The sequence below is a fragment of the Carnobacterium maltaromaticum DSM 20342 genome, from assembly GCF_000744945.1.
In the GTDB taxonomy this organism is placed as follows: Bacteria; Bacillota; Bacilli; order Lactobacillales; family Carnobacteriaceae; genus Carnobacterium; species Carnobacterium maltaromaticum.
The window spans coordinates 522582-542702 of the sequence record NZ_JQMX01000001.1; the positions used below are offsets into that span (position 1 = coordinate 522582).

General features: G+C 33.7%; 18 protein-coding genes and 1 other annotated feature. Of the genes, 17 read left to right on the top strand and 1 reads right to left on the bottom strand.

The genetic code is table 11. The features are described 5' to 3' along the window. Nucleotides 1–252: 252 nt before the first annotated feature. From BR77_RS02475 to BR77_RS02555, 17 genes are all read left to right on the top strand, one after another. A complete protein-coding gene (locus BR77_RS02475) occupies nt 253–1443 on the top strand; it encodes a hypothetical protein (protein WP_015076444.1) in 1191 nt (396 codons plus the stop codon). A 152-nt stretch (nt 1444–1595) separates the two neighbouring features. Next, on the top strand, nt 1596–2579 hold the full coding sequence (locus BR77_RS02480; RefSeq protein ID WP_015076443.1) for a class A sortase: 984 nt from the start codon (nt 1596–1598) through the stop codon (nt 2577–2579). 64 nt (nt 2580–2643) lie between these two features. After that, nucleotides 2644–2813 (top strand) — a binding site (T-box leader). Nucleotides 2814–2936: 123 nt separating this feature from the next. Further along, entirely contained in the window at nt 2937–3848 is a 912-nt protein-coding gene (gene glyQ / locus BR77_RS02485; protein WP_010053724.1) for a glycine--tRNA ligase subunit alpha, read from the top strand. Between the two features lies 1 nt (nt 3849). Then, complete coding sequence (gene glyS / locus BR77_RS02490; RefSeq protein WP_015076442.1) at nt 3850–5934, top strand: glycine--tRNA ligase subunit beta; 2085 nt, start codon at nt 3850–3852, stop codon at nt 5932–5934. A gap of 198 nt (nt 5935–6132) precedes the next feature. Next, on the top strand, nt 6133–7848 hold the full coding sequence (locus BR77_RS02495) for an ABC transporter ATP-binding protein (RefSeq protein ID WP_016356448.1): 1716 nt from the start codon (nt 6133–6135) through the stop codon (nt 7846–7848). Between the two features lie 254 nt (nt 7849–8102). Beyond that, nucleotides 8103–9989 (top strand): DNA primase, encoded by a 1887-nt coding sequence (gene dnaG / locus BR77_RS02500; RefSeq protein ID WP_015076438.1) that lies wholly within the window; start codon nt 8103–8105, stop codon nt 9987–9989. 37 nt (nt 9990–10026) lie between these two features. After that, on the top strand, nt 10027–11154 hold the full coding sequence (rpoD, locus tag BR77_RS02505; protein ID WP_010053730.1) for an RNA polymerase sigma factor RpoD: 1128 nt from the start codon (nt 10027–10029) through the stop codon (nt 11152–11154). A 153-nt stretch (nt 11155–11307) separates the two neighbouring features. Beyond that, a complete protein-coding gene (locus tag BR77_RS02510; protein ID WP_016356447.1) occupies nt 11308–11772 on the top strand; it encodes a hypothetical protein in 465 nt (154 codons plus the stop codon). A 110-nt stretch (nt 11773–11882) separates the two neighbouring features. Next, on the top strand, nt 11883–12116 hold the full coding sequence (locus tag BR77_RS02515) for a hypothetical protein (protein ID WP_015076434.1): 234 nt from the start codon (nt 11883–11885) through the stop codon (nt 12114–12116). Continuing rightward, nucleotides 12117–12857 (top strand): DUF1003 domain-containing protein, encoded by a 741-nt coding sequence (locus BR77_RS02520; protein WP_015076433.1) that lies wholly within the window; start codon nt 12117–12119, stop codon nt 12855–12857. It begins immediately after the preceding gene. Between the two features lie 246 nt (nt 12858–13103). Next, nucleotides 13104–13766, top strand: a complete 663-nt coding sequence (locus tag BR77_RS02525) for a hypothetical protein (protein ID WP_015076432.1) — start codon at nt 13104–13106, stop codon at nt 13764–13766. Next, the gene (locus BR77_RS02530; protein ID WP_015076431.1) at nt 13753–15246 is read left to right on the top strand and encodes a glucosaminidase domain-containing protein; all 1494 of its coding nucleotides are present in this window, start codon (nt 13753–13755) and stop codon (nt 15244–15246) included. The genes BR77_RS02525 and BR77_RS02530 overlap by 14 nt, the downstream gene beginning before the upstream one ends. Before the next feature lie 143 nt (nt 15247–15389). Continuing rightward, on the top strand, nt 15390–16091 hold the full coding sequence (locus BR77_RS02535) for a tRNA (adenine(22)-N(1))-methyltransferase (RefSeq protein ID WP_010053738.1): 702 nt from the start codon (nt 15390–15392) through the stop codon (nt 16089–16091). Continuing rightward, complete coding sequence (locus BR77_RS02540; RefSeq protein WP_015076428.1) at nt 16088–17212, top strand: Nif3-like dinuclear metal center hexameric protein; 1125 nt, start codon at nt 16088–16090, stop codon at nt 17210–17212. The genes BR77_RS02535 and BR77_RS02540 overlap by 4 nt, the downstream gene beginning before the upstream one ends. Before the next feature lie 37 nt (nt 17213–17249). Beyond that, complete coding sequence (gene pepT / locus BR77_RS02545; RefSeq protein ID WP_015076427.1) at nt 17250–18479, top strand: peptidase T; 1230 nt, start codon at nt 17250–17252, stop codon at nt 18477–18479. A 39-nt stretch (nt 18480–18518) separates the two neighbouring features. After that, the gene (locus BR77_RS02550; protein ID WP_411674952.1) at nt 18519–18746 is read left to right on the top strand and encodes a DUF1294 domain-containing protein; all 228 of its coding nucleotides are present in this window, start codon (nt 18519–18521) and stop codon (nt 18744–18746) included. 86 nt (nt 18747–18832) lie between these two features. Continuing rightward, entirely contained in the window at nt 18833–19378 is a 546-nt protein-coding gene (locus BR77_RS02555) for a DUF1697 domain-containing protein (RefSeq protein WP_015076426.1), read from the top strand. Between the two features lie 55 nt (nt 19379–19433). Here BR77_RS02555 and BR77_RS02560 read toward each other — a convergent pair whose 3' ends face one another. After that, complete coding sequence (locus BR77_RS02560; protein WP_035063837.1) at nt 19434–20045, bottom strand: Type 1 glutamine amidotransferase-like domain-containing protein; 612 nt, start codon at nt 20043–20045, stop codon at nt 19434–19436. Nucleotides 20046–20121: the final 76 nt, after the last annotated feature.

Below are 20121 nucleotides of genomic sequence, written 5' to 3' on the forward strand. Positions count from 1 at the left end.
AAAAACAAAATATACATAATTGTTATATTATATTAGCTTTTTTCCTGAATAAGCTTACATAGATATTTATTTTATATTTCTAGTTTTTAAAATTACCGTTATTTAATAAAAATAAAAATTCACATGTTGTTCACATTAACAAAGTCGAGGTTTTTATTTAAAAAATACAATTGAAATTTAAAGTGCACATTGATAACATTATAAATGTATCCATAAGATACTATAAGAAAAAAGGATTCTAGGAGGAAGAAAATGAAGAATAGTTTTAAAAATAATTTAGTTAAAGGTATTGTAGTTAGTAGTTTAGTTTTAGGAGTAGGTGTAACCGCTATTTTATCTCCAATTGCAGCAAATGCAGCAACAATTACTGCAAGTAAAGAAAAAGATTCAGGAAATGAGTATTCGGCTTACTATGATCAAACAATAGCGTTAGATGATACTTATTCAATTGGATTTAAACACACATCAGAAACTGGTTTTTTCTGGGCTGCATTTGAAAATACTGATCCAAATTCTGCTGTAGCAAATGGAAGCGGTACTATTGGAACTGAATTTACATTCACGATCACAAATGGGGAAGATGCCTTTCCGTTTACAGTGACGTTGACTGAAGAAGAGAAAGAAGTGGGCCAATATATCGGTGACTTCACATTATTGTTTGGTGGAGCTGAATTTTCTGAAAATAATTTTCCACTAATTAATTTAGGTTCAACATTTAATCCATTAGATAAAATCACTTTTGTAAATGCTGATGGGGAAGCTTTTCTTGGAACAATTACTGCTGATGTTAGTTCTCTAGATACAACTAAGCTGGGTATCTATCCAGTTCAGTATACAGTTAACGAAACTCGCGAAGCATCAGCTGGAAAATCAACAAAAGCAACAACAACAGAATTACAAACTGCAAGTTTTACAGTTCCAGTTGCAGTTGTTAATGAAATATTCCAAACATATAAAGAGGAAACAACTTTAACTATTGATTCAGCTAAAAACAATGTAGACAATAAAGCGTCGTATACTGCTAAAGATGGCACATTGCGTTTTGATGTTTGGAATACAGGTGGAACCAACTATACATTAAATGTAGTTGATTTACTTACAGAAGGACAGCCAGTTGTTAAAGAATTTAATTTCTCTTCTAATACAACAATTGGCTACGTTTTAGATGTAACCTATGAAGATATTTTCAAACAATTAGATCAATATACGATTAATTTTGCTTTTACAACTAGTACTGGTGGAACAGATGTTGGTACTGGTTCTGTTGCAGCTAATACAGGTAACACAGTCGCACCTACAGTTAGTGCTCCAGTTGCTAAAGCAAACAAACCAACTAAATTAGCACAAACTAATGCTGGATTAGGTATGCTACCAGCAGTGGGTGGTTTGACAGCAGTGGGTGGTTCAATTGGTGCTATCTTTAAAAGCCGTCGTAAAAAATAATAAATAAACACTAAAAATTATAACTTCATCATAAATAAAAACCAAGCACGACTTATTTTATAATGTTCGTGCTTGGGAGCATTTATGATGGATACATAGGTACATTGTTGCGTATAATACTTAGTTTCTAAATGAATACAAGGGTGGAAAACATGGCTAAAGATAAATTAAATCAAGAAAATATAGAGGTCAATCAATCAAAAGAGAGTGGGACAAAAGTAACATCAGAAAAAGCAACTATTTTTTCATACTTGTCAGATATAAATAGAATTAAAGTAGATTATACAAAAGAACCTTTAAAAATAAAATATAAATGGGCTAGTACTCATTTTATTTTTCCAACTCAGGATAGCTTTGATTTGGAGGGACAAAAATTAGCACTAAGATTAGAAGGGAAAATTGAAGAAGCTTTTTCATTGAACCAATCAATAAGTCCAAAAGAAAGAACAAATCAAAAGAAATGGCGCATTTTAGCAGTGGTTCTATTAATTATTGGGATTGGTGGACTTTCAGCCAATAGCATTTATGGAACTTACTTGGCTCGTAAAATTGAGCAAAACACGCAAATAACTATGGAAAAAATAAAAAAAGTCAATCCTGCGAAGAGTGAAGATGAAAAACAAGAGCGCAGTGCTTTTAAAGAGCAACCTTACCAACCGATTGAAACCTATTTAGATGATTCAGATATCGAGACTTATCTAGGGAGTATAGCGATTCCAGATGTAAATTTAAATTTACCCATCGTTAAAGGTGTTGGAGAACAAAATCTCTATCGTGGAGCAGCTACTAACAAAATAGGGCAACAAATGGGGAAAGGTAATTATCCAATGGCTGCGCATAAAGTTCCAGGGAATGACACTTCTTTATTTGGTCCCTTATTTCAGGTGACTCCAGGTATGAAGATTTATCTTTCTGATAATCAAAACATCTATATTTATACTGCGAGAGAAAGTTATGTTGTTGAACCTGAACGTGTGGATATTTTAGATGATGTGATTGGACAGACGTTACTAACCTTATACACATGTAGCACGGATGCTGGGGTTGAGCGTCTAGTGGTCCAAGCGGATTTTGAGAAACAATTAAAAATGACAGATGCATCTCCAGAGGAACAAGCTATTTTTGCTAGAGAGTAAGGAAATGTTAAAATGAGTTGACAAAGGACTTAGATTAACGCTATTATAGTAACAAGTAAATACTAATGAAGTGATGAAGGAAAGTAGTAAGAATTCTAATTTTAGTATAGCGAGTTTGGGATAGTGGAAGCCAAATGTAAAAGGAATTTTGAAGGCGTTCTGGAGCTTATTCAATGAAGATGCTAGTTTTTTTAACTAGAATTAGGGTGGAACCGCGATAATATCGTCCCTATACTGACAGGAATCTCTTGTTAGTATAGGGATTTTTTGTTGTATTTTAAATGAATCTAGGAGGAATAAAAAAGCTAGAAAATAAGACTGTAAGTGAGAATACATTAAAAAAAGGGAGCGATAAAAATGAGTAAAAAATTAACGATTCAAGAGATGATTTTAACATTACAAAATTTTTGGTCAAATCAAGGTTGTATGTTAATGCAATCTTATGATACAGAAAAAGGGGCCGGAACAATGAGCCCATATACTTTCTTAAGAGCAATTGGTCCAGAGCCTTGGAACGCAGCCTATGTGGAGCCATCTAGAAGACCAGCTGATGGACGTTATGGAGAAAATCCAAATCGCTTATACCAACACCATCAATTCCAAGTTGTAATGAAGCCCTCACCAGATAATATTCAAGAGCTTTATTTGGAAAGTTTGAAATTATTAGGAATTAATCCATTAGAGCACGATATTCGTTTTGTTGAGGATAACTGGGAAAATCCTTCAATGGGGTGTGCTGGTTTAGGTTGGGAAGTTTGGTTAGATGGAATGGAAATTACTCAGTTCACCTATTTTCAACAAGTTGGTGGTCTAGAATGTAAACCTGTCACAAGTGAAATCACATACGGTATTGAGCGTTTAGCTTCTTATATGCAAGAAGTTGATAGTGTTTATGATTTAGAGTGGACAAATGGTGTTCGTTATGGAGAAATTTTCTTTGAACCAGAATATGAACATTCTAAATATGCATTTGAAACAAGCAATCAAGAGTTATTACTAACTTTATTTGATGCTTATGAGAAGGAAGCACAAGTTCAAATTGAACATGGCTTAGTGCATCCTGCCTATGATTATGTGTTGAAATGTAGTCATACGTTTAACTTGTTAGACGCTCGTGGAGCGGTATCAGTAACAGAGCGAGCTGGATATTTAGCTAGAATTAGAAATATGGCACGAGCATTAGCCAAAGCTTTTGTAGCTGAGCGTGAGAAATTAGGCTTCCCATTACTACAAAAAAATAATGATGTGTTAGTAAAGGAGGAAAATTAAGATGGCGAAAGACTTATTATTAGAAATCGGGTTAGAAGAAATTCCGGCTAAATATGTCACACCAAGTAGCCAACAATTGGTTAAACGTGTTTCCGACTTTTTAACCGAAAATAAATTAACTTTTGGAGAGATAGTGCCTTTTTCAACACCAAGAAGACTAGCAGTCATTGTTAAATCAGTAGCAGATAAACAAGAAGATACAGCTGAAATTGTCAAAGGACCAGCCAAAAAAATTGCTCTTGATGCTGAAGGAAATTGGAGCAAAGCGGCACAAGGTTTTGTTCGTGGTCAAGGAGCAACGGTTGAGGATATCACGTTTAAAGAAATTAAAGGTGTGGAGTATGTTCACATTGATAAGTTTACCGCTGGAAAACCAGCAATGGATATTTTAACAAAATTAGATCAAGTCATCACTGGAATGACTTTTCCAGTCAGCATGAGTTGGGGAAACCATTCATTCAAATATATCAGACCGATTCATTGGATTACAGCTATGCTTGATGAAACAATCATCCCCTTTAAAATTTTAGATATTGAAACGAGCAATACAAGTCGTGGGCATCGTTTTCTTGGAGAAGATACAAGTTTTGCAGGTGCTAGTGATTATGAAAGTAAATTGGAAAAAGAATTTGTTATTTCAGATAGCCAAAAACGTAAAGCAATGATTGTTGATCAAATTCAAAAAATTGCTTCTGAAAAACAATGGCAGGTTGAATTAGACGCGGATTTACTAGAAGAAGTGACTAATTTAGTTGAATATCCAACAGCCTTTGCAGGTAGTTTTGAAGAAAAATATTTAAGTATTCCAGAAGAAGTATTGGTTACGTCTATGAAAGAACACCAACGCTATTTTGAAGTTCGTGATGAAAAGGGTGCACTTGCTCCTTATTTTATTTCTGTCCGAAATGGAAATGCAATTCATATTGAAAACGTCATTAAAGGAAATGAAAAAGTGCTAACTGCACGTTTAGAAGATGGTGAATTTTTCTACCAAGAAGATCAACAAATTAAAATCGCAGATGCAGTTGAACGTTTAAAATTGGTTACATTCCATGAGAAAATTGGAAGTATTTATGAAAAAATGCAACGTGTTTCTTATTTTGCTGAGACAATCGGAAAAGTGGTTGGTCTGACAAATGAAGAATTAAGTGATTTACAAAGAGCAAGCGAAATTTATAAATTTGATTTAGTGACAAACATGGTAGGCGAATTTCCTGAGTTACAAGGGATTATGGGTGAAAAATACGCATTGATGCAAGGTGAAAACCCTTCTGTGGCGACTGCAATCAGAGAGCATTATTTACCAACAAGCAGTGATGGGGTCTTACCAGTTACTAATGTTGGGGCTGTATTAGCAATTGCCGATAAATTAGATAGTGTTATGAGCTTTTTTGCAGTTGGAATGATTCCAACAGGTTCTAATGATCCATATGCTTTACGTCGTCAAGCATATGGTGTCGTTCGAATCGTTGAAAACAAAGGTTGGTACTTCCCTATTGAAACATTGCGTGGAGAGATGATAAGTGCAGCAATCCAACATCAAGGTAAATTAAGTGATCAGTTAGAATCGAGTACTCCAGAAGTTATTGATTTTATCAAAGCTAGAGTACGTCAACATTTGCTTAGTCAAAAAATCCGTTATGATATTATCGATGCTGTTTTAAAATCTGAACAAGAAGATTTAATCAAAATGGCTGAGACAGCCTTAGTTTTAGAAAAACATATTCAAGAAGCAACCTTTAAGCCTACAATTGAAGCTTTAACGCGCGTTATGAACTTAGCTAAAAAAGGACAAGAGCTTCTTTCAGAAAGCCAATTAGAGGTCAAACCAGAGTTGTTTGAAACTGAATCAGAAAAAGCTCTTTTTGAAGCTATTCTTGTAGCGAAAGAAGCCTTCTCAGGGGAGAATATGGAATTGAATTATTTAGCTCTAGAAACATTAGGGCCTAAAGTTGAAGCTTTCTTTGAAGACAATATGGTTATGACAGATGATGAAAAAATTCGTAATAATCGTTTAGCTTTATTAGTTCAATTGGGTAACTTGGCATTATCTTTTGCAAGTATTGACCAATTGATCGTCAAATAAGTAAAAATAAAAATTAGCAGTAATCTCTTAGAAAGTTGTTTCTGAGAGGTTACTTTTTATTAAGGCTAGTTCTTATGAGTCATCTCCTAGGAAAAAAGATGAACTCCAAAAAAAGTAAAGAGACACTTTTCTTGGAATTCCCTATTTTTCTGCCGGAGCTAAGCGACTCAACGAGCTTTTTATTTGGGGGAGGAAAAGATGTTAAAAAGATTTTTTAGTTATTATCGGCCTTATCGTAAGTTATTTATTTTAGATTTTTCTTGTGCAATTGTTGCTGCTATTTTAGAGTTGGCTTTTCCAATCGTGGTTAACCAAGTCATTGATAAGCTTCTTCCCACTGGAAATTGGTCATTAATCGTTACCGCTGCATTATCATTATTATTTTTTTACGTTGTAAATACAGCTTTGCAGTATGTTGTTGTTTATTTCGGTCATATGCTAGGAGTTAATATCGAAACGGATATGCGGAGAGAACTTTATGCTCATTTGCAATCACAGCCTTTCAGCTATTATGATAATCAAAAAACGGGTAAGCTAATGAGTCGTTTAACAACAGACTTATTCGAGATATCAGAAGTAGCGCATCATGGACCTGAAGATGTATTCATTACCATTATGTCTTTAGTTGGTTCATTTGCTTTAATGCTTTCTATCCATGTTAAATTAGCGTTAGCTACCTTTATTATGATACCTTTCATTACATTGGCACTTGTCTTTTTTAATAAGCGAATGACAAAAGTGAATACCCAAATTTATCGTGACTTAGGTGAGTTTAATGCAGGTGTTGAAGCTTCTGTTAGTGGTGTGAGAGTTGTCCAAGCCTTTTCAAATGAGGCTCATGAACAAGAACGTTTTGAAGGGTTAAACCAAGCGTACAGAAAATCAAAAGTTTTATTTTATAAAATGATGGGAATTAGCGCAGCTTATAATTATTTATTGATGCGCCTAATTAACTTATTTGCCTTATTTTTTGGAGCATACTATACGATTACTAACGAGATCACCTATGGTCAGTTTGTTGGGTTTATTTTGTTAACTAATGTTTTTGTCCGACCAATTGAAAAGGTAAATAATATGATTGAAAGTTATCCAAAAGGAATTGCTGGTTTTAAACGCTTTACTGAAGAAATTGATAAAGAACCTGTGATTCAAGATGTACCCAATGCTCGTGACGATATTGTTTTAACTGGAGATATTGAATATAAAGATGTTTCTTTTTGGTATGATGATTCTAAGAAGGTTTTAGATAAAATAAATCTGTCAATTAAAGAAGGCGAGACAGTTGCTTTTGTTGGACCAAGCGGCGCTGGAAAAACAACTATTTGTAATTTATTACCGCGCTTTTATGAAGTGAATGAAGGTGCTGTTTTAGTGGATGGGTATACTATTGACGCATTGACAATGAGTAGTCTTCGAAGTCAAATTGGTGTTGTACAGCAAGATGTCTTTTTATTCCCAGGTTCAATTAAGGAAAATGTGGCTTACGGGAAACTTGACGCTACGGAAGACGAAATTAATCATGCGATTAGATTGGCACATTTAGAACAAGTCGTAGCAGAAATGCCAGATGGGTTAGAAACGATTATTGGAGAACGTGGAGTGAAGTTATCTGGAGGCCAAAAGCAACGTTTAGCTATTGCTCGAATGTTCTTGAAAAATCCTCCAATCTTAATTTTAGATGAAGCGACTTCTGCGTTGGATACTGAAACTGAACAAGTCATTCAAGAATCTTTAAATTCACTATCTGAAGGAAGAACAACTTTAATTATTGCGCATCGCTTAGCGACGATTAAGCACGCGAATCGAATTGTGGTCGTAAATGAAGAGGGAATTGCAGAAGAAGGAACCCATGATGATTTAATGGCTCGAAATGGCGCTTATAAACGATTATATGACGCACAATTTAAAGATTAACTGAACAAAAAGTCGTGAATAAAGCTTAATGCTGATTTCATGACTTTTTTAATAATAAACTTGTTAAAATCCTACAATTTCCACGCTGTAAAATAAGCTTTTTTTATTGTTAGAATGGGGATTATATGTTATACTGCAAAATGTATAGTTATGTCACCAAATAGTTTTAATTAAGATCCTCAGTCAGTTTTATGTGGATCTTTAACTAATTATGACTAACTAATTTTTCTTGATCGTCCAAAGAGGTGATGTATGTGGCTATGATGATACCGGAGGAAACAGTCAATCGAATTAGACAGGAAACAAATATTGTTGATGTGGTTAGCCAATACGTTCAATTGAAAAAAAGTGGGAAAAATCTTTTTGGATTCTGCCCGTTTCATGAAGAACGAACGCCGTCATTTTCAGTAGCGGAAGATAAACAAATTTTTCATTGTTTTAGTTGCGGAAAAGGTGGAAATGTATTTACGTTTTTAATGGAAGTGGATGGCTTAAGTTTTCCAGAAGCTGTTTTTAAAACAGCCGAAATGAGTCAAATAAAACTGGATGATACATTATTAAACAATAGATCTCATCAAAACCAAGAGAGTGACTCTAAACGGGAGAAGCTAATTCAAGCACATGAAGAAACGGCTGACTTATTTCAACACGTTTTGTTAAATACTAAAGTTGGTGAAGAAGCCTATCATTATTTATTAAATCGTGGATTAACCAAGGAATTAATTGAAACATTTAAAATTGGTTTCGCCCCAAGGGAACGAACGATGCTCCACCAATATTTATTAGGCAAAGAATACACAGACGAGGTATTAAACGAGACTGGATTGTTTGTTGAAAGAGATAACGGTGAACTCATTGATCGTTTTTATAATCGAATTATGTTTCCAATTCGTAATCAACAAGGAAAGACAATTGCGTTTTCAGGAAGAATTTTTCAGCAAGAAACCGAAGATAAAGCCGGACCCAAATATTTAAATAGTCCTGAAACCTATTTATTTAATAAACGAAATGTCCTATTTAACTTTGATATGGCTCGTGGAGCAATTCGAAGAGAAAAAGAGGTTGTTTTATTTGAAGGTTTTATGGATGTGATTGCAGCTTGGAATGCAGGCGTTAAAAATGGTGTTGCTTCGATGGGGACGAGTTTAACAAATGAACAGATTCATATGTTAGATCGAGTGACAGATCGAGTTTTAATTGCTTATGATGGTGACAATGCTGGAATCGAAGCAACCAAACGTGGTGTTGACTTATTGACAACTGAGACAGCCTTTGATGTTGAAGTTGTTAGCTTCACGGAAGGTTTGGATCCAGACGACTTTATAAAAAAATATGGAGCGAGTGCATTTGTTGAGTTATTAGCTCATGGACGAGATACTTTATTTGCATTTAAAATGCGTTATCATCGAAAAGGGTTAAATTTACAAAACGAAAATGAGCGGTTGAGTTATCTAGATTTAATTTTAACGGATATGCTCACTATCACTTCTGCTGTTGAAAGAGAGATGTACCTTAAACAGTTATCGTCTGAATTTGATATTTCGTTAGATTCTTTAAATGAACAGTATCAACAACTTTTTAAAGAAAAGCGAGCTCAGCGCAAAGAGGTAAAAAATCAATTTAATTTTGGACCAGAACCTGAAATAGAACCTTATTTTCCAGAAGAGGAAATGGTCGTTCAAGTCGATACTCAAAAAAGGAAGCTTGATTTAATTGAGCAAACAGAACGTTATTTGCTAAATCGCTTATTTCACTTTGAAGAGGCCTGGATTCAAGTTCAGAGTCAAGTTGAAGACTACCACTTTATTCATGACGACTATCAGACTTTGTATCTTTTGTTTGAGAGTTTCAAAGATACTGTAGGGGAATATGGATCAATTGATGCATTTATTGATTTTGTAAAAGAACCTCCATTAAAAAACTTATTAGTGGAAATTGAAATGCTTTCTTTAAGTGAAGAAATGACTGCTAAAGAAATAGATGATTATTTGGATGTAATTGTCCGGAAATCAAGTTTATCAGAACAGTTAAAACATAAACAAGCGGCAATGAAAGAAGCTCAACGAATTGGCGATCAAGCGGTTTTACAACAATTAATGTTAGAAATTGTTGACTTGTCACGCCAGTTGAAGAATAAATGAATGAATTTTATAGGATTGATTAAAGGAGGCTTTTTTAATGGCTAAAAAAGAAGAAGTAAAAAACAACACGGTAACATTATTAGAACAAGCAATAAAAAAAGTAATCAAGGATAACAAACTGAAAGGTTCAATTCATTACGATGAATTAACAAATTTAGTTGTTACACCATATGAATTAGATGCGGATCAAATTGATGATGTGATCATGCAAGTTGAAGATGGTGGCGTAAGTGTTGTAGGAGATGATGGTGGTCCAACTGACCGTCAAATTTTAGCCAAAGAAAAAGATAAAAAAGCTGCTGAAGAGCAAGAAGATTTAACTGCTCCAGCGGGTGTTAAAATTAATGATCCAGTTCGAATGTATTTAAAGGAAATTGGACGTGTTCCACTTTTAAATGCTCAAGAAGAAGTAGCCTTAGCTTTATTGATTGAACAAGGAGATCAAGAAGCTAAACAACGTCTAGCAGAAGCAAACTTGCGTTTAGTTGTAAGTATTGCTAAGCGTTATGTTGGACGTGGCATGCAATTTCTAGATTTAATCCAAGAGGGAAATATGGGATTAATGAAAGCTGTTGAAAAATTTGATTATCAAAAAGGCTTTAAATTTTCTACCTACGCTACATGGTGGATTCGCCAAGCAATTACCCGTGCAATTGCCGATCAAGCTAGAACAATCCGTATTCCAGTGCACATGGTTGAAACAATTAACAAGTTAATTCGTATTCAACGTCAGTTACTCCAAGATTTAGGTAGAGAACCAACACCAGAAGAAATCGGAGCTGAAATGGATTTACCAACTGAAAAAGTTCGTGAAATATTGAAAATTGCTCAGGAACCGGTATCGTTAGAAACACCAATCGGTGAAGAAGACGATTCACATCTAGGTGATTTCATTGAAGACCAAGATGCAACTAGCCCAGCAGAGCATGCTGCTTATGAATTATTAAAAGAGCAATTAGAGGACGTTCTTGATACCTTAACGGATAGAGAAGAAAATGTTCTGCGTTTACGTTTTGGATTAGATGATGGACGTACGAGAACGCTTGAAGAAGTGGGTAAAGTATTTGGTGTAACGAGAGAACGTATTCGTCAAATCGAAGCCAAAGCTTTACGTAAATTACGTCATCCAAGTCGTTCTAAACAATTAAAGGACTTTTTGGAATAAAAGTAAATTTGAGAAGGGTAAGATTAAATTCTTACTCTTCTTTTTTGCGTTAAGCTTAAAAAATAGTAAAGACAGAGGATTATATTTGCAATTCTTTTTAAATTCTAAGATACTAGTAGTAGTGATACAGATGATATTTAGGAGGAATTAACAATGAAAAAAAAGAAACTAGCTTTTAGTTTAGTAGTCGCTATTTTAGTTGTAGTTGCAGTAGGATGTGGAAATGCTGCAGATAAAAAAACAGAATCAAGTAGTTCAATAACCTCTGACTCTGAAAAAGAAGCAGAGACATCTTCAACTGCACCCGCTGTAGAAGAGCCAATTGTGTATACAGCTGTTGTCAAACAAGATAGTAATAGTGAAACTGGGCAAGTATGGGTAAAAAGTTTATTACCGGTTGACTCCAATAAGGAAACACCCCCAATTTTCAAAGAAGAAGTTGTTTTATTAACAGATGGAAGTAATGTTTTTGATGGAAAAACAAATGAAAAAATTTCCTTAGATGAAATTAAAGCTGGGACTAATCTTGAAGTTACATTAGCAGCCGAACCTGTTTCAACAATGTCAATTCCACCTCAAATCCCTGGTAAAGATGTTCATAAAATAGTTGTTAAATAAAGCTTAACTGGACTGGAATTCGTTTTCCAGTCTTTTAATTTGCGTGAAATTTGCTTATATAGTCGTGTTTGTTATAATGAAGTATCAATTTAAAAAGGTGGGAAAATCCGATGTCAGAATGCTTGGTTAGTTTAAGTGATGGTGAAAAGGTAATCCTTAAAATTTCAGAAAAAGAACTTTTTTCAAAAATATCAAATGGTGATGGATTTTTGAGAAGCCGCTTAATCCGTTTTTACAATGATCAAGAAGATGCCATTTATATTAATCCAGTTCAAATTGTTAAGATTACTTTTAGTTCAGGAAACAGTGACAATGCTTTGGAAATTGATACGCGTTATCAATAAATGAATATAGGGAAGAGAGGTGGTTTTAATGAAAAAAAAGAAAAATGTATAATATGTCATAAAGATTATAGTGAAACTGACGGACTTCATTTAACTACACTAAGTAAAGAACTAAGGGAATTAATTTTATCAGAGCATCCAGATTTTTCTGAAGAAGCCTTTATTTGTATGGATGATTTGATGGATTATCGTTTGCATTACATCAAAGATATGATTAAAACTGACTCTGAAAATATTGAGTCTTTGAATAAAAATGTGTTAGATAGTATTAAAGAGGGAATGCCCATAGCAAAAAATACAAATGAAGATGTAACAACAAACCTAACTTTAGGTGAAAAAGTAGCTGATGGAATCGCTAAATTTGGTGGTAGTTGGGGCTTTATATTCTTGTTTTTATTTGTACTAGTTGCATGGATTATTATTAATTCAATTGCATTATTTACGAAACCTTTTGATCCATATCCATTTATTTTATTAAATCTAATTTTATCGTGTTTAGCAGCAATTCAAGCTCCTGTTATTATGATGAGTCAAAATCGTCAGGAAAAAAGAGATAGACAACAATCAGATAGTGATTACCAAGTGAATCTGAAATCTGAAATTGAAATTAGGTTACTACATGAAAAAATGGATCACATGTTGACGGAACAATGGGAACATTTAGTTAATATTCAAAATATACAAGTTGACTTATTAAACGAATTACAAGAGAGAATGGAAGTATTAGAAAAAAAAGTCTAATTTAAAATTTGGGCTTTTTTTATTTAACCGAAGCGTAAATCTCCTAGATGTAATTTGAAAATAGTAAAGTGTTCAAATTTCCTTCAAATATGGAAAAAAAAGAAAGGAGTTTATGTGCTTAAATAGAAGAAATTGTGTTATAATTAATAACATAAGTAAAAAAGTATTAATTGAGTGATTTAGATAAGAACATGTACATAACTTGTTTTTAAAAAATTGAAAAATTAAAGGAGTGTAGCAGTTATTATGACAGAAAATTTGCGCGAGCAAGTTAGCCTATTAGAGAAAGAAAATCGTAGAATTCGTCAAAAATTAAGACACTCCTATGAGGCTTATAAAGCTATGGAGCTAGAAAAAAATCAAATTCAAGAAGAGTCATTTAAGGAAAAAGCTTTACCTGCACATTATCAAGATGTTGAAGAAAAGTTAGAATACTATAAAAAGATGGTAGATTCCCTAGCTTCTGAAAATCAAGTGTTACAAAATCAACTTGATACAACCCCAAGATATAATGAAGTAGTGAAAGAGGATTCTACAAGATTTGCTCAAGATGAATTATTGGAAAAGATAAAATTACAAGAAATTCAAATTGAAACATTAATTGAAGAAAAGAATCAAATTAAGCTTGAATTAAAAAATTCAAAAGCTGAAATTGCTGAAGTTTTAATTGATGCTAAAATGCGCGCTCGCAAAATTGTTGAAACAGCAGATGAAGAAGTGGTAGGTTATAAAAATAAAGCTGCCATTGAATTGGCTTTATTTCAAAAAAAATTGCAAGAAACGCAACAAACTATTTTAGGAACAAAATTAGACGTGACAAATCTATTTGAAGATATTGATACAAAGATAAACTCAATTTCACAAATTGATGTGACTACTATGGGAGGAAATGAAAATGATGAAAAGTAGAAATGAACGAATTGCTGAACTGAAAAAAACAAACCAGAAAAAAATGATTCGTAAAAGTGCTGGAATTGTGAATACATCTATTATAATGGCATCTTTAGCAATTCCAACTTTTTCTGTTTTAGCTAGTGCAGAAGAAAATGCAACGACTAGTGAACGCGTTATTAAAGCAGTTGCTGATAGCTCAAATTCTGCTAGTGATACAGCCACAGAAATAGCTCCAACACCGGTACCGGTAGATCCTGAGACACCAATTGAGGAAACGCCAGAGATACCTAAAGAAGAGGTTGAAGTACCTGAGACAAAACCAGAGACGCCTGAAACAAAACCGGAAGTAAAGCCAGAAACACCTGGAACGAAACCCGTGGCACCGATAGTTGAAACAAAACCTACGCCTAAAGTGGAAGTAGAAACGACTCGTCCTTTCTCTAAAGAAGAAGTATCACAACAAAATATTGCTGAGGTTCAAGTACCAGAAGCCAATCATTCAGAAGCAGAAAAAATTATGTTTGTTAAAAATCAGAGCACGCAAGAATTTATTGATAAGATTTCTGAATCTGCTGCTGAAATTGGCGCAGAAAAAGATTTATATGCATCTGTTATGATTGCCCAAGCAATTCTAGAAAGTGGATCGGGAAATAGCTCGTTATCTAGTGAGCCTAATTATAATTTATTTGGAATCAAAGGAACTTTCGAAAATCAATCTGTAGCATTATTGACGTTAGAAGATGATGGTAGTGGAAATTATTATCAAATTACAGGAGAATTTAGAAAATATCCTTCTTACAAAGAATCATTAGAAGATTACTCTAAGTTGTTAACTGGTGGAACGTCATTTAATGCAAGTTTTTATTCAGGTACTTGGAAATCAAACACAACATCTTATAAAGATGCAACAGCTTTTTTAACTGGAAAATATGCGACAGATACTAGGTATGCTGAAAAGCTAGATCAATTAATTGAGACCTATGATTTGACACAATATGATGACGGTGTGAAGAAGGTTTCGGAAACTGAAGTTCAACAAGATGTTATGCATACTATTGTTAGTGGCGATACATTATGGGATTTAGGAAATACATTTGGTGTGAGTGTTCAAGAATTGATGGAATGGAATCAATTAACTAGCGATTTAATTTTTGTGAATCAAGAATTGATTGTTAAAAAGGCTCCAGTTGCTCCACCAGTGGTAGCACCAGTTGAAAATGTATCTGCTGCTGCAACGGATACAAAAAAAGTAGAAGATACTAATACTAATTTAACTGGCTTCCAACAAAAACAAAATGGCACGTTGGCATTTGATGAAACAACATCAGATTTAAACCAAGGGAGTGTTAAAGAAGAATACCAAGTAGCAGAAGGTGATTCACTTTACACAATTTCTAAAAAATTCAATGTTTCACCACTTGAAATTAAACATTGGAACGATATGAAGCATAATTTATTATTTATTGGACAAACGTTGACAATTCATACAGTGTAGTCTTAAAAAGCTAGCAAGGGATTTTTATTTCTTGCTAGCTTTTTTGTCTGTTTTATCTGTTAAATGAATTGGATTAGTAAGGAATTTTTTTGACATTTAGTGTATAATAGATAAGAATCATAAAAGGAGTGGACAGTTAGTTTATGGATGAAAAGCAGTTATCATTACGTTTGGAAAAAGCAAGTAATTATGTACCAAATAATAGTAAATTAGCTGATATAGGTTCGGACCATGCTTATTTACCATGTGCGTTAGTTTATCAAAAAAAAATTCAATTTGCAGTAGCAGGAGAAGTAGTTGAAGGTCCTTTTTTAACTGCAAAAGAGCAAGTTAAGCGTTTAGGTTTTCAAGCAATGATTGATGTTCGTCTAGGAAATGGTCTTGCCGTTATTGATTTAGCAGACCAAATTACAGCGATTACAATTTGTGGAATGGGTGGTACGTTAATTGCCTCGATTTTAGATGATGGGTTCCATGCGGGAAAATTAACAGGTGGAGAACGTTTGATTTTACAACCTAATATTGGTGAAGAAAATGTTCGCAGATGGTTAATGGATCACGATTATCAAATTATTGCAGAAGAGCTATTAGAAGAAGACGCTAAATTATATGAAATTATTGTCGCTGAAAAAAGCATCGTACAGCCAAGCTATAGTCAGTCCGAATTAAAATTTGGTTTGGAATTAAAAGAAAATTATCCTGACTTATTTATAAAAAAATGGCAACGTCAGCTAGAAAAAGAATATACTATTTTAGCAAGCCTTGAGGCAGCTACTAGTGACCAAAAAGAAAAAATAGCTCTATTTAAAACTAAAATTGCAGAAATTGAGGAGTTAATCCAATGAAAAAAATTCTAGGAAATGAATTTATTCAAAAATTCGAAGAATTTGCGCCAAAGTCCTTAGCTGAAAATGGTGATCCAGTTGGTTTACAAATCGGGACATTAAATAAAACGATTAAACGCATTCTAGTTACACTTGATGTCCGACCAGAAGTTGTAGCGGAAGCAATTGAACAAAATGTTGATTTAATCTTTGCACATCATCCGCCAATTTTCCGTGGTGCTAAAAATCTGGTGATCGACAATCCACAAAATAAGATGTATGCAGAACTGTTAAAACATGATATAGCCGTATATGCAGCGCATACAAATCTAGATGTAGCCACAAACGGGTTAAATGATTGGTTAGGACAAGCGATTGGATTAGACAATACAGAAATTATGTCTATTTCTAAGCAAGAAAGCTATAAAAAAATGGCAGCCTATGTTCCTAAATCTCATGAAAAGCAAGTTAGAGAAGCCTTAACAGCTGCTGGTGCTGGGAAAATCGGTCCTAATTATGCGCTGTGTAGCTATACTTTAGATGGTGTTGGTCGTTTCACACCTATTAATAATGCACTTCCAGCAATTGGTGAATTAAATCAAGCAGAGGAAGTAAATGAAGCTAAAGTTGAAGTTATTTTCCCGCAACGTCTAACAGAATCAGTCGAACGGGCTTTATTTAGTAGTCACCCGTATGAAGAACCTGCTTACGATTTATATACAATTGAAAATTTTGTTGATAGCTATGGTTTTGGACGAGTAGGAAATTTAGCAGAACCAATTACAGTCTTAGATTTTGCAACGAAGTTAAAAACAATTTTTTCTGTTTCAGGTTTACGAGTTGTGACAGCAACACCGGAAAAAATGATCCAGCGGGTAGCTATTTGTGGTGGATCTGCAGGTGATTATTATTTAGATGCCAAAAAACATGGAGCGGATGTATATATCACAGGTGATGTCTATTATCATACTGCCCATGACATGTTGGCTTCAGGCATGACTGTAATTGATCCGGGACACCATATTGAAAGTATTTGCATTTCGGAACTAGCAGATTTATTTACTGAATGGTCTCAAACCAATCATTGGGATATAGAGATTGTACAGTCAACACTAAATACCGATCCATTTACATTTATTTAAACAACTAATTTAGGAAAACTGAAAGGATGTATTCAATATGTATGAAAATTTAATTCCACGTTTTTTACGCTATGTTAAAACAGAAACACGTTCAGATGCAACAAGTAAGACTGTTCCTTCTACGCAAAGTCAAGTAGAGTTTGCCCAAACATTAAAAGAAGAGTTGGCTGATTTGGGGATGTCACAAGTTTCATATAATGAAAAAAATGGTTTTGTTACAGCAACATTGCCAAGTAATTGTGATAAAGAAGTGCCAACAATCGGCTTTATTGCCCATATGGATACGGCTGACTTTAATGCAGTAAACGTGAATCCGCAGTTCCATGAGAATTACAATGGTGAAGAAATTATTTTGAGTGCAACGGAAAATATTCGTTTAGCTCCAAATGATTTTCCTAATTTAAAAAATTATATCGGTCAAACGCTGATTACAACCGACGGCACGACCTTACTTGGCGCAGATGACAAAGCGGGAATTGCTGAAATTATGACAGCGATGGAAATACTCTTAAAAGATAAAACAATTAAACACGGAACGATAAAAGTTGCTTTTGGTCCAGATGAAGAAATCGGGATTGGAGCAGATTTATTTGATGTTACTAATTTTGGAGCTGATTTTGCTTATACAATGGATGGCGGACCTGTTGGTGAATTAGAATATGAGAGTTTCAATGCTGCCCAAGCTGAAATTAAAATCCAAGGGAAAAATGTTCATCCAGGAACAGCTAAAAATACGATGGTAAATGCTTTGAAATTAGCTTTAAAAATTGATGCTGCATTGCCACAAGATGAAGTTCCAGAAAAAACAGATGGGCGTGAAGGTTTCTTTCACTTAGTTTCAATGAGTGGAGAAGTTGAAGAAGCCCAAATGACGTATATTATTCGAGATCATGATCATGATAAATTTATAGCAAGAAAAAATCAATTACAAGATATCGCTAACAAAATCAATGAAGAGTCTGGTTCAGAGCGAGTAAATGTAACTTTATTTGATCAATACTATAATATGAAAGATATTATTGAGAAAGATTTATCAATTGTTGATTTAGCTGAAAAAGCTATGATTAATTTAGGAATTAAACCTATAATTGAACCTATTCGTGGAGGAACGGATGGTTCTAAGCTTTCATTTATGGGATTACCAACACCAAATATTTTTGCAGGTGGAGAAAATTTTCATGGACGTTATGAGTTTGTAGCCGTTGAAAGTATGAGAAAAGCAACAGATGTGATTGTTGAAATCGCTAAGTTGAATGTGGAAAGATAATTGTCGGATACAATTATAGCATGTCTTTATTTTGTTAGTGTGAATAGTTTATTGTTTATTTTAATGGGAGTAGACAAGTATCGAGCTAAAAAAAGATTGTGGCGAATTCCAGAAAAAACATTATTGTCCTTTGGTATTTTAGGTGGTGGATTAGGTGGTTTAATAGGTATGACCTTATTTCATCATAAAACACGTGTACCAAAATTTAAGGTTATTTATTCTTTAGGAACGATTTTAATGCTCGGAATTCTCTATTTTTTATTTTAGTATGTTAGGTAAAAAGCGCAACTTATTCAGGAATTTATTCCGTAGGTCTGCGCTTTTTTGCTAGTTACAATTTTGGGAGGTAATTTATGGAAAGCTATGTTGTATTATTAAGAGGGATAAATGTTGGTAAGAATCATCTTTTAGCCATGTCAGATTTAAAAAAGCTGCTAGAATCACTTAACTTTACTCAAGTTACAACCTATATTCGTAGCGGGAATGTTGTTATGGTTGGCAAAAAGATGGATACAGTAGCATTGGCTCAAGAGATTCAGTTGAAATTAAGTCAATTGGCAGGTTTTTTAATTCCAATCGTGATTTATACGGGTAGTGAATTTAAAGAAATAGTTGAGAAAAATCTTTCGATTGCAAGCAGATTGCGTGATGATCAACAACTGATTCTAGCCTATCAACAAGAAGAAATAGTTGACATAGAGGCATTAACTTTAAGCAATGATGTTGAATCAGGCTGGATAGTCAAAAAAGCTGTTTGTATGCAAATCACTGGTCCGCAATTAGAATCAAAGTTGTTGAAAGACTATCAGAAGTTATTTAAACAAAATGATTGGACCCTTCGTAACTGGAATACATCATTGAAATTAGTTGAACTGATCAAAGCTTTGGATACAAGATAAAAACCAAGAGTAATAACTAAAAGCGTTATCCCCTTGGTTTTCTACTAAGTTTATTTCAAATAATTGTTATAGTGTCATTTTCAAATAGAATGACTTGTTCATCCGTAATGGGAATAAGCTCGAGTTTATCTTGATAGCATTTTATTATTTCGTTCATTTCCTTGCCTAGAAAAGCACTGTTAAGATGAGGTACAGGGTAGCCAGTTAGTTGATTTAATCCAGTATAATCACTTAAATTATCTGCTTTATCGGAATTATCTGCTAGTGCTATATACGCAATATTTGGAGACATAATAACTGAACCAGCTGATTCTCCAATATATATTTTACCTTTATTAATTTCTGAAAGTAAAATAGTATCAACTGCTTTGTTTTTTAATTCTTGTAAAAGATAAAAAGTATTTCCACCTGAAACGTAAATATATTGATTTTTTTTAATGGTTTTTTCGATAGATTCCCGATTCTGTCTAGATATATCTAGTCTTTCGATGAGCATTCCTAATTGATTAAAAGCATCAATGGCTGAATCAACATAATGAGTCATTTCTTCTACTAGACTTGCTGTATCAATAAAAGTAACTGTCTTTCCTCGTAATTCTTCCTTGGCAAATGCTTCTAGGTAATGGAAGCTATCTTTAAATGATGAAGTTAAAAACATTTTTTTCATTTTATATCTTCCCCTTTCGTTTGATTAAATTTATTCTATCACTGAAAGGTGTCAAAATAAGAGACCTTTAATTTAT